This window comes from Rhodanobacter sp. FW106-PBR-R2A-2-24 (assembly GCF_058789615.1).
The window spans coordinates 455178-468235 of sequence record NZ_JBYTBV010000002.1; the positions used below are offsets into that span (position 1 = coordinate 455178).

Here is a 13058-nt window from a genome sequence, read left to right on the forward strand (position 1 = left end):
GGCTTTTGCCACTGCCCCTCCGACCAAGGCACACCCCATGCTGCTGCACAACTTCTCCGACTTGCTGCTCGCCGCGCGCGCCGAACCCGAACCGCAGCGCCTGCTGCTGGTGTTCACCGCGCGCGAGCTGCCGCACGAGGCGGCCCCGGCCCACCGCGCCAGCTTCGAACGCGGCGAAGGCGGCGCCCTGGTGCCGGTGGTGTGCGTGGACAAGGCACCGGAAGACATCGCGGATTTCGCCGCGCTGCGCGACGAGGCCGCGCATACCGGCAAGGACTGGGACATCCTGTTCGTCGGCGCGCTGGCCGGCCACGCCGGCAAACTGCCCAGCGACGAACGCACCGACCAGGCCTTGCGCGGCATGGTGCAGCAGATTCGCAGCGGCCGTATCTCCAGCTACCTCACCATCGACCGCGACGGCGAGCTGGTGCAATTGCGCGCCTGAGCCCGACTCCCCCACGGCCGCATCATCAAAAGAAATTCACGTTTTGTCGCTGGGCAAGGCAGCCACCGGGGCTCATGATGAAGGCCCGCCGCGATGGGCGCGGATCAAGCCGGAGCGCGCATGCGGCATCACCAGCCCGCCCAGCCACCGTTCCACCCCGCAGTGTCCGACTGGGCCAGGCGGGTGGCGCATGGAGCGCCCGTGCTGCTGGCCTACCTGGATCGGGAGCAGCGCTTCTGTTTCGCCAACGACACCCACCGGCACTGGCTGGGCATCGACCCGCAGCAACTGATCGGGCGCCATCTCGTCGAGGTGATCGGCGAACACAATCTCGCCCTGGCCGGTCCCGCGCTGGCACAGGCCTATGCCGGCCAGAGCGCCAGTTACGAAGGCCGACTCTACCGGGGGCGGCAACGGCGTTACGCGCACGGCAATTTCCAGCCCGATTTCGACGCGAACGGCCGGGTATGCGGCATCTTCACGGCACTGGTCGACATCACCGAGCGGCGCGAGCTGGAGCTGCGTCTGCACGACAGCGAACAGCGTTTTTTCAGCGCCTTCCAGCACGCCGCCACCGGCATGGCGCTGACCAGTCCGGAGGGACGTTTCCTGCGCGTCAACGCCGCCGTATGCCAGATGCTGGGTTACAGCGAAGCGGAAATGCTGACGCGCAACGTGGCCGCCGTCACCCACCCCGACGACATGGCCACCGACGCCCAGCTGATGACCGAGCTCCTGGCCGGCAAGCGCGATTCCTACCAGCTTGAAAAACGCAATCTGCACAAGGACGGCCACGCCGTGCACTTCCTGCTCAGCGTGTCGGTGGTGCGCGACGACCACGGCGCCCCGCTGTACTTCATTTCGCAAGTGCAGGACATCAGCCAGCGCAAGGCGGCCGAGGAGGCACTGCATCGGGAGCGCGAGCTGGCCGAGGTCACCCTGCGCTCGATCGGCGACGCCGTCATCACCACCGACCCCGCACTGCGGGTGACCACGCTGAACCCGGTGGCCGAAGCCATGACCGGCTGGAGCGCCACCGAGGCACAGGGCCAGCCGATCGAGGACATCCTGCCGCTGCAGGACGAACGCAGCGGCGAGGGGCTGGCCAACCCGCTGCGCGCCGCCATCGCCCGCAACGCCATCGTGAACCCGCCCGACCGCCTGTTGCTGCGCCATCGCCACGGCTACGACACGCGGGTGGAAAGCTCCGCGGCGCCGATCCACGACCACACCGGCAACGCCATCGGTGGCGTGCTGGTGTTCCACGACGTCAGCGAAACGCGCGCGCTGAACCTCAAGATGATCCACCTGACCCAGCACGACGCGCTCACCGGCCTGCCCAACCGCAGCCAGCTGCAGGCACAGCTTGAACAGGCCGTGGCCACCGCGCAGCGGCATCAACAACGGCTCGCCGTGCTGTACATCGACATCGACGGTTTCAAGCGCATCAACGAACAACACGGCCAATCGGCCGGCGACCGCGCGCTGCGCGCCTTCGTGGCCAGCCTGCAAGGCAGCCTGCAGGGCGACGAATGGCTGGGTCGCTACGGCGGCGACGAATTCGTGCTGGTCGTGCCGCACGTGGACAACGCCGGTCTGGTGACCAGCCTGTGCCGGCGCCTGCTCGAACAGGGCGAAGCCACGGCGGTGGAGGGCATGCCGGAGCCGGAGCTGCGCCTGAGCATCGGCGTCAGCCTCTACCCCGACGACGCCGCCACGCCGGATGAGCTGCTGCAACACGCCGAAGCCGCCCTGCTGGCGGCAAAGACCCAGACGCCGCACGGCTTCAGCTTCTTCACCGCCTCGATGTACGAAGTGGCGCAAACCCGCCGTCACATCGAAACCGGCCTGCGTCACGCGCTGGAGCGGCACGAGCTGTCACTGCACTACCAGCCCAAGGTCGACGTGCGCGACGGCCGCATCGTCGGCGCCGAGGCACTGCTGCGCTGGCGCATCGATGGCCGCGAGGCCTGCAAGCCCGATGCGTTCATCCCCATTGCGGAGGAAACCGGCGCCATCCTGCCCATCGGCACCTGGGTGCTGCGCGAGGCCTGCCGGCAGATCCGCCAGTGGGAACTGCTTGGCCATCCCATCCCGGTTTCGGTCAACGTCTCGGCGCTGCAGTTCCAGCAACCCGACTTCTACGCCACGCTCGACCAGGCCTTGAGTGACGCGCAACTGTCGAGCGAATGGCTGGAGCTGGAACTCACCGAGCGCATGGTGATGGCCGGCGGCGAGGCCACCACCGCCCTGCTGCGCCGTATCCGCCGCCGCGGCGTCTGCCTGTCGCTGGACGACTTCGGCACCGGCTACTCCGGGCTGTCCTACCTCAAGCACTTCCCCATCGACGTGCTGAAGATCGACCGCATCTTCGTGCGCGACATTGCCAGCGACCGCGACACCGCCGCCCTCACCACCGCCATCGTCGCGCTGGCCCACAGCCTGGGCAAACTGGTGGTGGCCGAGGGCGTGGAAACCATCGAGCAATCCACCTTCCTGCGCGACATCGGCTGCCATCAGCTGCAGGGCTACTTCCACGGCCGGCCGATGCCCGCCGCCGAGTTCCAGCAACGCTTGCTGGCGCGCTCCGCCACCGGTTCATCCGACCGCGGCTAACCCGCCTTGCGTGCCCGCCGCCGCAGGCGCAGCCAGCGCAGCAAGCCGTAGGACAGGCGCACCTTCTCCTGCCCCACCGGCAAGTCGGCATGGGCGAAGATCCACGAGGATTTGCTGAAGGCGATCTGCTGTTCCGGGTACACGCTGCGATGGCCCACGATGAGATACGCCGCCACGCAAGCCCCCGCCACATACAGCGTGGCATCGGCGCCGAACAGCTCCACGCCCATCAGGATCGCCGCCATCGGCGCATTCGAAGCCGCCGCCACCACCGCCACCAGCCCCACCCCGGCGCCCAGCGCGCTCGGCAGGCCAAACACATGCGCAAAGGCGCCGCCGGCCAGCGCGCCCAGCACGAACTGCGGCGTGACGATGCCGCCGTAGAAGCCCGAACCCAACGTGATCGCCACCAGGAGCGCCTTCCAGAGGAAGCCGGCATAAGGCATCGCCTCGCCGTGCAAGGCGCGCTCCATCACCGGCAGGCTGAGGCCCAGGTAATCGGACGGCGCCAGCAGCAGCAGCAAGGCCACCAGCACACCGCCCACGAGCGGTGCCAGCGGCGGCCACAGGCCGTGGCGCGTCTTCAGCCAGCCGAACAACTCGCGCGCCCTGCTCAGGCACTCCACGAAGATCCAGGCCACGCCGCCGCACAGCACACCCAGCAGCACTGCCTTCAGGAACAACAGCTCGGTGAACTGGCCGGCGAAACTGATGTGGTAGCTGGGGTAGGGCACGCCCAGCGCACGCGACACCTCGAACGCCGCCACGCCAGCCACGATGCCGGGAAACAGGAAATCGTGGCGGAGGCGGCCGATCGCCAGCATTTCCACGCCGTAGATCGCGCCGGCGATCGGCGTGCCGAACACCGCGGAAAACCCCGCGCTGACGCCGCAGGCGAGGAGGCGCTTGCGCATCTCGGGATTGAGGTGCAGCACGCGCCCCACCGCGGCGGCGAGGCTGGCGCCGATGTGCGAACACGGCCCTTCCTTGCCGGCCGAACCGCCGCAGCCCAGCGTGATGAGCGCGCACACCGGCTTGATCCACATGGTGCGAAACGGCAGTTTGCCCTGCTGCTCGTTCACCGCCACGATGGCGTTGTCGTTGAACGTGCTGCGGCGCAGGCGGTAGCCGTAATGCAGCAGCAGGCCGTTGGCGAAACCGCCCAGCGGCAGCGTCAACAGCAGCCACCACCAAGGTACGTGATAGAGACGGCCCTCACTGGCATACAAGGCGCGCAGGAACAGCGTGCAACCGACCCCCACCAACGCGCCCGTCGCGGTGGCCAGCACCAGCCACTGCGCCACCGTGGCCAGCATCACCAGGGGCTCGGTCAGGCGGAAACGGCGCATAGGCAGGCAGTCGGTGGTGGTGAGGAAGGCCGCGCGAGTATAGCAATCGCCCTGCACCACCCCCCTTCACACCGTCGGCCGCGACTGCGCCGCCGCAGCCAGCGCGGCGAATTCCTCGTCGCCGAGTTCGATGGCGGCCGCCGCCACGTTCTCCTCCAGGTGCGCGCGCTGCGCGGTGCCAGGGATGGGCAGCATCACCGGGCTGCGCTTGAGCAACCAGGCGATGGCCACCTGCGCGGGGCTGGCGCCATGGCGCCGCGCGATCGCCGCCAGCGGCGAATCGGCCTTGGCGAGGTTGCCGCCGGAGAGCGGATACCACGGAATGAAGCCGATGCTGTGCGCCTCGCAGTGGTCGAGCACCTGATCGTAGAGGCGGAAGCCCGCGCTGTAATGGTTCTGCACCGTGGCCACCGGAAACACCTTGCGCGCGGCCTCGATCTCGTACACCGTCACCTCGCTCAGGCCCGCATGGCGGATCAGGCCCTCGTCCAGCATCGCCTTGATCGCACCGAACTGCTCGTCGCGCGGCACCTTGGGGTCGATGCGGTGCAACTGCCACAACGCGATCTGCTCCACGCCCAAGAGGCGCAGGCTCAGCTTCACCTGCTGCATGAGGTATTCGGGCCGCCCCAGCGCCATCCACTCGTTGGGCCCGGTGCGCACCTGGCCACCCTTGGTGGCGATCACCATGTCGCGCGGGTACGGCTGCAGCGCCTCGCGCAGCATCGGCTCGGACACCGTGGGGCCATAGGCGTCGGCGGTGTCGATGAAGTTCACCCCCAGCTCGGGCAGGCGACGCAGCGTGGCAAGGCAGGCGGCGCGGTCGGCCGGCTCGCCCCACACGCCCGGCCCGGTGACGCGCATGGCGCCATAACCCAGCCGATGGATGGGCAGCTCGCCGCCCAGGAGAAACGTGCCGGCACGCCCGGCATCAGGAGTCGTCATCGCCACCACCTCGCGCCACGTCGAAGCTTGTCATTGTAGGCGCTGGTTCCACGCAAACTCTTGCGCCGGCTACCATCGCCCGCAGTGCTCACCGGAACCCTCCGCATGCCAACCGTCTGGCCCCGCCCCGTCTCCGCCACCGACCCGGCCACGCGCACCGGTGGGCTCGGCGCGGCGCAGGCGCAAGCCCTGCAGGTCGCCGCGCGGGCGATCCGCGATGGCGCGCTGGCGCAGGCGCTGCAACAGCTCGATGGCGTGTTGCAGGCGGCACCGGAACACCCCGAGGTGCTGCGCCTGGCCGGCATCGCGCACACCCGCGCGGGCCGGCTCGAGCAGGCTTGCGCCCTGTATCGGCGCGCGCTGGCGCAGTGGCCGGATGATCCGCTCGTGCTCACCGACCTCGGCAATGCCGAGCAGGCGGCCGGGCGCACCGAAGCCGCACTGGCCTGCTGGCGTCGTGCCGGCGAGCAGGCGCCGGACTACCCGATGGCCTGGTTCAACCTCGGCCGCAACCTGCAACAGCTGGGCCGTACCGGCGAGGCCGCGCCGGCGCTTGCCCGCGCCAGCGCACTCGATGCGCGCCTGCTGCCCGCCCACGTGCTGCTGGGCGATGCGCAGGCGCACCTCGGCCGTTTCGATGAGGCCGCGCAGGCTTATCGCCGTGCGCTGGCCGTGCATCCGGCCTGCGGCGATGCCTGGCGCGGGCTGGCCAACATCAAGACCCGGCCGCTCAGCGATGCGGATCGGGAGCAGCTCGCGACGTTGCTGCAAGGGCATGACCTCGCCCCCGCCGACCGCATCGCCCTGGGCTTTGCCCTCGGCAAGGTCTGCGAGGACCAGCACCGCTACGACGAAGCCTTCGCCGCGCTCGCCGCCGCCAACGCGCAGCAGCAGCGGCTGGCGCCATGGAACGCCGCCGGCTTCCACGCGTTGGTGGAGCGCGTGCGCGCCGATGGCGCCGCGCTGCCCGCGCCCATCGACCCCACGCTGGGCAAGGAGGTCATTTTCCTGGTCGGCCTGCCGCGCTCGGGCAGCACCCTGTTCGAGCAGATCCTCGCCGCCCACCCGCTGGTGGAAGGCGCCAGCGAGCTGCCCGACCTGCCCGAGGTGCTGGCGGAAGAATCCGCACGCCGCAACCAGCCCTGGCCAGCGTGGATGGCGCAAGCCAGCGCAGCGGACTGGCAGCGCCTTGGTCTGCGCTACCTCGCGCGCACGGCGCGTTGGCGCGAGCAGCGCCCGTACAGCACCGACAAGCTGCCGGAGAACTGGCTCTACGCCGGCCTGCTGGGTGCGATGCTGCCCGGCGCGCGCATCGTCGAGGTGCGCCGCGACGCGCTGGAAGCGGGCTGGTCGTGCTTCAAGCAGCCCTTCCATCGCTCGCCGCATTTCGCCTGTTCGCTCACCGATATCGCCGCCTATCTCCGCGACAGCGAAACCGCGATGGACGATTGGCGCAAGGCCGCGCCGCTGCGTATCCGCACCCAGCATTACGAAGCGCTACTGGCCGATCCCGAAGGCGAGATCCGTGCCTTGCTCGACTTCTGCGGCCTGCCCTTCGACGCCGCCTGCCGCGACTATCACCGCGCCGAACGCGCCGTGCGCACGCCCAGCGCCAGCCAAGTGCGCCAGGGGCTGGATCGCCACACCGCACGCGCTGCGCATTACGGCGCGCTGCTCGACCCGTTGCGCCACGGCCTCGGCCTGCCGCCGTTCCCAACGTCCAGCTGAAACGTCAAGGCAACGCGCAGGCCGCGCCACCCGAGGTGGCCGCCGCGCCGGGCAAGCCGGCTTCGGCCAGCAGCGCGCCGATTTCGGCGCCCAGCATCAAGTCCTCGCACACCCCGAACATCTGCCAGCGCAGGCGCCCCTGCGCGTCGATCAGCACCGTGGTGGGCGTACCGCGCATGGCATAGCGGCGCATGGTGCGCGGGATCGGATCGCCTGCCGGCCCCGGCGCATCCACACCCACCGGGTAGTCCACGCGGTATTCGTGCAGGAAGGCCTCGAGCGCTTCCGCCCCCATCACGGCGTGATGCTCGAACACGGTATGCAAGCCGATCACCGCCACCGGCGCGCCATCGAACGCCGCCACCACGCGCCGCGCCTGCGGCAATGCCTGCGCCACACAGGCAGGGCACAGCATCTGGAAGGCATGCAGCAGCACCACCTTGCCGCGCAGCGAAGTCAGCTCCAGCGGGCCTGCCGTGTTGAACCAGCGGGTGGTCTGCCACTCAGGAGCGAGCTCGGGCGTCACGATGGTTTCCTTCCGGTATGGAGAGATACCGGCACATCATCGCGCAACGCACCCCTTGCCGGCGATCAGACCGCCACCGACAAGGCTACCGGCGAGGGGCGGCGGGCGGCACGGGCCACGGCATACTTGCGGCGTTTTTCCGCGTACATCGCATGGTCGGCGCAAGCCAGCAATTCGTCGAGGCCGGACTCCATGCCGGGGTTCACCAGCACCACGCCCGTGCTCAGCGAAATCGACTGCGTCTGCGCGCCAGATCCGCGCAGCGCCTCGCTCACCTGTTCGATGCGCCGGCGCACCACTGCAGTGTCGCCATGGAAACCACGCGTCAACACGGCGAACTCATCCCCGCCCAGCCGTGCCACCACGTCGCCGGCACGGAACGCGGTACGCAACAAGGCAGCGGTTTCCACCAGCAGCGCGTCGCCCGCCTCGTGGCCGGCACGGTCGTTGAGCGCCTTGAGTCCGTCCACATCCACGTAGATCAGGGTGAGCGTGCGCAGGCGGCTTTGCGCGCGCCGCATCTCTTCCACGGCCAACTGCTGGAAGCCGCGTCGGTTGAGCAAGCCGGTAAGCTCGTCCGTGGTGGCCTGGCGCAGCAGGCTGCGCAACTGTGCCCGCGCACAGGCCAGTTCCTCGCGCAGGCGTTCGTTTTCCATCGTCAGGTCGGAGCAGCGACGCAGGTGGCTGTCGGAATCCATGGCGGAACCTCACGGGGCTTGCGATGCGCGGCCCAGCTCGGTGCTGGCCGCCTTGATCCAATGACTGCAAGCAACGGGCCAACTGCAAGCCACCACAAAAGGTACGCAACACCATGAAAAGCATGCTGTTGTCAGCAATGAACCCGCGCGTCGGCTGGCCATGACCGGCCGTCGGAAAGCCGACTTCGCGCTTTTTGTCGTCGGCGAATCGACACCGTCACGCTGCGCTGCCCCACCGCCCCCGCAGCGCCCATGAAAAATCCAGGCATCGTCGCGCGGGCGTCGCCCACACCCGCACCGGTGGAAGGACGCCTTGTTCGCCTGATCCGATCCGCACGTGGCGCGAATCCTTTTGCCCGCCCGCCGCCTCCCTCTACCGAGACCGCCGGTCTCACGGCCTATTTCTCCACCTTATCGGACATGCCCATGAAGACCTCCACCAAGCTCGCCTCCCTCGCCGCCCTGACCGCTGCGATCGTGGCGCTCCCCGCCGCCGCCGCGGACCTGGGCGCCGCCCAAGCCAAGTGCCAGCCCGCCGCCAGCATGAGCAAATGCGCCGGCAAGTGCGGCGCCAAGTGTTCGGCGGCGAAGCACCAGCAGATGAAGGCAAAGTGCGGTGCGCATGCGAAGTGCGGCGCCAAGTGTGGTGCCAAGTGCGCGCCCAAGCCTGCGCCCAAGTGCGGCGCGAAGTGCGGCGCACAGCACTGATGAACGCCAAGCCTGGCCGGCCGTCCCCCGCGGCTGGCGATCGCGCCCGCAGGGCGGCCGGCCAGCGCTTGCTGGAAACCTATGCCGCCCTCGCCGCCCGCGGCGAGCACCTGCTCCAGGGCCTGCTGGCCGGTCGCCCGCCGAAGCAGTGGCAGCACTATCCGGACGACGACGCGATCGACGCGTCCAGCGGCTACCAGTGGTTCTACCACTCGCACTCTCCCGAAGATCGACCCGGTGCCGCCGAGCACGGCCATTTCCACCTGTTCGCCCGCCGCCCGCTGTGGTCGCGGCGCCTGCAGTCGAAGGCCGAGAAGGCGTTCGCGGCGATGACCGGCGAGCCGCGCAAGGCGATCACCACGCGCCATCTGCTCACCATCGGCCTGGACGCCAAGGGCTTGCCCATCAGCCTGTTCACGGTCAACAGCTGGGTCACCGGCGACCTCATGCTCAGCGCCGCCACCACCGCCCAACTGCTGGCCAGCATGCGGCTGGACACCGGCCATCCCCACATCGACACGGTGCTGGAATGCGTGACCAGCTTGTGCGCCGATGAGATCCGCGAGGTGCTGGCGGCGCGCGACGCCGCCCTGTCCGGCTGGCCGGCCAAGGCCGTGCTGGACGACACGAAGCTGGAGCTGCTGTCCGAGCGAGCCATCGCGCTGGACGACAAGCTGGCTTGAGCCGCCCCGATCCAGCCCATCAACACTGCCTGCCGCCGACTGGCTCTATGCCGTTGTGGCGCCAGTCGTAGGGCGGAAAGAGCGATGAGGCCCGCTGTACGCCTTCAGCGCCTCCTGGCTGAGGTGACGCTGGAGGACGAGACCATCGCAACCAGCGCCAGGGGCGACCGGCCAGCGGCCACACACCGCTAACGGACCATGGCCGGAGTCCATCGAAGCCGGCAATGCCGGCGACCGGTCAGCCGGCGCAGCAGGACAGCCGGGTGACGTCCTTGGCGAAGATCTGGGCGGCCAGCCGTAGCCCTTCCACCATGGTCAGGTAAGGGAACAACTGGTCGGCCAGCTCTTCCACCGTCATCCGGGCGTGGATCGCCAGCGCCGCCGACTGGATCAATTCGCCGGCCTCGGACGCCACCGCCTGCACGCCGATCAACCGGCGCGAGTCCTTCTCGATCACCAGTTTGATGAAGCCGCGCGTGTCGAAGTTGACCAGCGCCCGCGGCAGGTTGTCGAGTGTGAGGGTGCGGCTGTCGGTCACGATGCCACGGCCGCGCGCTTCAGCCTCGGACAAGCCGACGGTGGCGACCTGCGGGTCGGTGAACACCACGGCCGGCATCGTGGACAGGTCGAGCGTCGCCTCGCCGCCGGTCATGTTGATCGCCGCCCGCGTGCCGGCCGCCGCCGCGACATAGACGAACTGCGGCTGGCCGGTACAGTCGCCGGCGGCATAGATGCCGGGTGCCGTGGTGCGCATCGCATCATCAATGACGATGGCGCCGTGCCGATCCGTCGACACGCCGACGGCATCGAGATGCAGCCCGCGTGTATTCGGATCGCGACCGGTCGCCACCAGCAGTCGATCGACGCGCAGCTCGCCGTGCGGGATTGTCAGCACGAATTTGCCGCCCCGCCAGGCGACCCGGCTGGCCTGCGTGTGCTCCAGCACCTCGATGTGTTCGGCGCGGAACGCAGCGGCCATGGCCTCGCCGATGGCCGGGTCTTCGCCGGAAAACAGCGTGTGGCGCGCCAGCATCGTCACCCGGCTGCCCAGCCGCGCGAAGGCCTGGGCCAGCTCGGCCGCGACCACCGAGGAGCCGATGACCGCCAGCCGGGGCGGCGTCGTACCGCTCGCCAGGGCTTCGGTCGAAGTCCAGTAGGGCGTTTCCTCCAGGCCGGGGATCGGCGGGACGGCCGGGCTGGCGCCGGTTGCGACCAGGCAGCGATCGAAGGAAACCACCTGTTCGCCACCATCCTGCAGCCGCAGCGCGAGACTGCGGCCGTCCTGGAAACGGGCCTCGCCGCGAAGCACGGTGATGGCCGGGTTGCCGGCCAGGATGGACTCGTACTTGGCGTGGCGCAGTTCCTCCACGCGGCCCTGCTGCTGGGCCAGCAGCCGCCCGCGCCGGATGGCCGGTACGGCGGCGGCGATGCCGTCGTCGAACGGACTGCTCGCGCGCAGATGGGCGACATGGGCAGCGCGGATCAGGATCTTGGACGGCACGCAGCCGGTATTCACGCAGGTCCCGCCGATGGTGCCACGCTCGATCAAGGTCACCCGCGCGCCGCGCTCGGTCGCCCTGAGCGCCGCTGCCATCGCCGCGCCGCCGCTGCCGATGATGGCGACGTGCAGTGCTCCGGCGTCGCGGCCGGCCTGGCCTGCGCCGCCATCCCATGCGTGCACGCGGTCGCGCGATCCGCCACGTGGCGGCACGGGTGGTGCATCGGCCAGGGCCGCGTGGTAGCCGATCCCCGCCACGGCGGCGAGTACTCCGTCGGTGGAGGTGCCCGCCGCGATCTCAAGCGTGGCGCTGCCGTCGGCGTAGGACACCTCCGCCGACCGTACGCCAGGTACCGTTTCCAGGGCCGCCTTGACGTGCACCGCGCACGACTCGCAGGTCATGCCAGTGATTTTCAACTGTGTCATTGCGTGGCCCCTCCTGTGTTGGCTCGTCGTCCGCGTTCCGCGAGCTGCTCACGACCATCCGCCCCGCGGCGGCAGGCCGGCGACACCAACCTTCGCGGGTCACGCCCACCACCCTGCGGATCTTCTCCCGCGTTTCTACCGTCTAGTGCTCGACGCTGGACGGGTAGCCGGCCCGGGCCGTTGCGTCGGTCAGCTTCTGCATCGACGCCTTGGCATCGTCGAACGTCACGATGGCCTCGTGCGCGCCAGACCGGATGTCGACCTGGCGCACGCCGTCGACCCGTGAGAGCGCCGTCTTCACGGTGATCGGGCAGGCCGGGCAGGTCATGCCGGGCACGGACAGCGTCACCGTCCTGACGGCCGCCCAGGCAGGCGTCGCCAGGATGGCGGCCAGGGCAACGACAGTTGCAAGTTTCCTCATGGCGGAATCCTCTTCAGTAGAACAACGGCAAGACGTAGGGATAGGCGAGCGCGATCACCACCAGGGCCACGACGATCCAGAAAATCAGCTTGTAGGCCATCCGCACTCGCGGGATCGCGCAGACCTCATCCGGCTTGCAGGCTTGCGCCGGGCGGAAGATGCGGCGCGCGGCGAACGCAAGCGCGACCAGCGCGGCGCCGATGAACAGCGGCCGGTACGGCTCCAGCACCGTGAGGTTGCCGATCCATGCGCCGGAAACGCCGAGCGCGACCAGCACCAGCGGGCCGAGGCAGCAGGTCGAGGCGAGGATGGCGGCGACACCACCGGCAAGCAGCAAGCCGCGGTCGTTGCTGGGTTCGGTCATGGCAATGCTCCCGGTTCTTCGTCGAATGGCGTAAGGTTAATTCCGTAGTCAACTACGGAATCAAGCACCATGACCCATCCTTCGGAGCGCCTGAGCATCGGCGCCTTCGCCAAGGCCGCCGGGGTGAATGTGGAAACGATCCGCTTCTACCAGCACAAGCGATTGCTTGCCACGCCAGACCGGCTTTACGGCAGCATCCGTCGTTACAGCAGCGCCGACGTGGCACGGGTCAGGTTCGTGAAGTCGGCGCAGCGCATCGGCTTCACCCTGGACGAGATCGGGCAACTGCTGAAGCTGGAGGATGGCACCCATTGCGGCGAAGCCGCTGAACTGGCCGCGCAACGCCTGGACGACGTGCGCGCCCGGCTCGCCGACCTGGCCCGCATGGAGCACGCGCTCTCCACGCTGGTGCGCGAATGCCATACGCGGCATGGCCAGGTGTCGTGTCCGCTGATCGAGGCTTTGCACGGATCGCCAACTGATCCCGCCCAGTCGGGACAAAAGCGGCGATGAACGCCTTCGCGCCCGGACTCGACGCCGCCGGCCCAGCGCGAGCATGCTTGATCGCGTACGGCGCGTGTCACGTGGGCACTGCGGAATTTCCAAAGGCCCCCATGCCGGTGACTGTTGCATCCCGATATCGAGGTACGC

13 protein-coding genes are annotated in these 13058 nt (G+C 69.2%); 6 read left to right on the forward strand and 7 right to left on the reverse strand.

What is annotated here, in order from left to right:
- Positions 1-37 precede the first annotated feature (37 nt).
- Both AC3WQA_RS03180 and AC3WQA_RS03185 read left to right on the forward strand, forming a co-directional pair.
- Positions 38-445: a ribonucleotide reductase subunit alpha gene (locus AC3WQA_RS03180; protein WP_492673647.1), complete on the forward strand. Its 408-nt coding sequence runs from the start codon at positions 38-40 to the stop codon at positions 443-445.
- Between the two features lie 120 nt (positions 446-565).
- Positions 566-3061, forward strand: a complete 2496-nt coding sequence (locus AC3WQA_RS03185; protein WP_492673648.1) for a sensor domain-containing protein — start codon at positions 566-568, stop codon at positions 3059-3061.
- Here AC3WQA_RS03185 and AC3WQA_RS03190 read toward each other — a convergent pair.
- The gene (locus tag AC3WQA_RS03190) at positions 3058-4410 is read right to left on the reverse strand and encodes a chloride channel protein (RefSeq protein ID WP_492673649.1); all 1353 of its coding nucleotides are present in this window, start codon (positions 4408-4410) and stop codon (positions 3058-3060) included. The genes AC3WQA_RS03185 and AC3WQA_RS03190 overlap by 4 nt on opposite strands.
- Positions 4411-4476: 66 nt before the next feature.
- Complete coding sequence (locus tag AC3WQA_RS03195) at positions 4477-5355, reverse strand: aldo/keto reductase (protein ID WP_492673650.1); 879 nt, start codon at positions 5353-5355, stop codon at positions 4477-4479.
- A 105-nt stretch (positions 5356-5460) separates the two neighbouring features.
- On the opposite strand from AC3WQA_RS03195, the gene AC3WQA_RS03200 reads away from it, so the two are divergent.
- The gene (locus AC3WQA_RS03200; RefSeq protein ID WP_492673651.1) at positions 5461-7083 is read left to right on the forward strand and encodes a tetratricopeptide repeat-containing sulfotransferase family protein; all 1623 of its coding nucleotides are present in this window, start codon (positions 5461-5463) and stop codon (positions 7081-7083) included.
- A gap of 4 nt (positions 7084-7087) precedes the next feature.
- Here the strand turns inward: AC3WQA_RS03200 and AC3WQA_RS03205 are convergent, their stop codons facing one another.
- Positions 7088-7609: a redoxin domain-containing protein gene (locus AC3WQA_RS03205; RefSeq protein ID WP_492673652.1), complete on the reverse strand. Its 522-nt coding sequence runs from the start codon at positions 7607-7609 to the stop codon at positions 7088-7090.
- Between the two features lie 65 nt (positions 7610-7674).
- Complete coding sequence (locus AC3WQA_RS03210) at positions 7675-8307, reverse strand: GGDEF domain-containing protein (RefSeq protein ID WP_492673653.1); 633 nt, start codon at positions 8305-8307, stop codon at positions 7675-7677.
- 426 nt (positions 8308-8733) lie between these two features.
- On the opposite strand from AC3WQA_RS03210, the gene AC3WQA_RS03215 reads away from it, so the two are divergent.
- Both AC3WQA_RS03215 and AC3WQA_RS03220 read left to right on the forward strand, forming a co-directional pair.
- Positions 8734-9015 (forward strand): hypothetical protein, encoded by a 282-nt coding sequence (locus tag AC3WQA_RS03215; protein ID WP_492673654.1) that lies wholly within the window; start codon positions 8734-8736, stop codon positions 9013-9015.
- Positions 9015-9698, forward strand: coding sequence for a DUF6969 family protein (locus AC3WQA_RS03220; protein WP_492673655.1), 684 nt, complete (start codon positions 9015-9017; stop codon positions 9696-9698). Before AC3WQA_RS03215 ends, AC3WQA_RS03220 begins: the two co-directional genes overlap by 1 nt.
- 238 nt (positions 9699-9936) lie before the next feature.
- Here AC3WQA_RS03220 and merA read toward each other — a convergent pair whose 3' ends face one another.
- The 3 genes from merA to merT all read right to left on the reverse strand — a co-directional run bounded on the left by merA (position 9937) and on the right by merT (position 12407).
- Positions 9937-11622 (reverse strand): mercury(II) reductase, encoded by a 1686-nt coding sequence (gene merA, locus AC3WQA_RS03225; RefSeq protein WP_492673656.1) that lies wholly within the window; start codon positions 11620-11622, stop codon positions 9937-9939.
- Between the two features lie 142 nt (positions 11623-11764).
- On the reverse strand, positions 11765-12043 hold the full coding sequence (gene merP / locus AC3WQA_RS03230; RefSeq protein ID WP_492673657.1) for a mercury resistance system periplasmic binding protein MerP: 279 nt from the start codon (positions 12041-12043) through the stop codon (positions 11765-11767).
- Between the two features lie 13 nt (positions 12044-12056).
- Positions 12057-12407: a mercuric ion transporter MerT gene (merT, locus tag AC3WQA_RS03235; protein ID WP_492673658.1), complete on the reverse strand. Its 351-nt coding sequence runs from the start codon at positions 12405-12407 to the stop codon at positions 12057-12059.
- Positions 12408-12476: 69 nt separating this feature from the next.
- On the opposite strand from merT, the gene merR reads away from it, so the two are divergent.
- Positions 12477-12920 carry a mercury resistance transcriptional regulator MerR gene (merR, locus tag AC3WQA_RS03240; RefSeq protein ID WP_492673659.1) on the forward strand — a complete coding sequence of 148 codons (444 nt, stop codon included), beginning with the start codon at positions 12477-12479 and terminating at the stop codon, positions 12918-12920.
- Positions 12921-13058: the final 138 nt, after the last annotated feature.

Coding starts and splice junctions, on each gene's coding strand:
- AC3WQA_RS03200 (WP_492673651.1), top strand. CDS start 5,461: ATGCCAACCGTCTGGCCCCGCCCCGTCTCCGCCACCGACCCGGCCACG.
- AC3WQA_RS03210 (WP_492673653.1), bottom strand. CDS start 8,307: ATGGATTCCGACAGCCACCTGCGTCGCTGCTCCGACCTGACGATGGAA.
- merA (WP_492673656.1), bottom strand. CDS start 11,622: ATGACACAGTTGAAAATCACTGGCATGACCTGCGAGTCGTGCGCGGTG.
- AC3WQA_RS03220 (WP_492673655.1), top strand. CDS start 9,015: ATGAACGCCAAGCCTGGCCGGCCGTCCCCCGCGGCTGGCGATCGCGCC.
- AC3WQA_RS03190 (WP_492673649.1), bottom strand. CDS start 4,410: ATGCGCCGTTTCCGCCTGACCGAGCCCCTGGTGATGCTGGCCACGGTG.
- merP (WP_492673657.1), bottom strand. CDS start 12,043: ATGAGGAAACTTGCAACTGTCGTTGCCCTGGCCGCCATCCTGGCGACG.
- AC3WQA_RS03215 (WP_492673654.1), top strand. CDS start 8,734: ATGAAGACCTCCACCAAGCTCGCCTCCCTCGCCGCCCTGACCGCTGCG.
- merR (WP_492673659.1), top strand. CDS start 12,477: ATGACCCATCCTTCGGAGCGCCTGAGCATCGGCGCCTTCGCCAAGGCC.
- AC3WQA_RS03185 (WP_492673648.1), top strand. CDS start 566: ATGCGGCATCACCAGCCCGCCCAGCCACCGTTCCACCCCGCAGTGTCC.
- merT (WP_492673658.1), bottom strand. CDS start 12,407: ATGACCGAACCCAGCAACGACCGCGGCTTGCTGCTTGCCGGTGGTGTC.
- AC3WQA_RS03180 (WP_492673647.1), top strand. CDS start 38: ATGCTGCTGCACAACTTCTCCGACTTGCTGCTCGCCGCGCGCGCCGAA.
- AC3WQA_RS03195 (WP_492673650.1), bottom strand. CDS start 5,355: ATGACGACTCCTGATGCCGGGCGTGCCGGCACGTTTCTCCTGGGCGGC.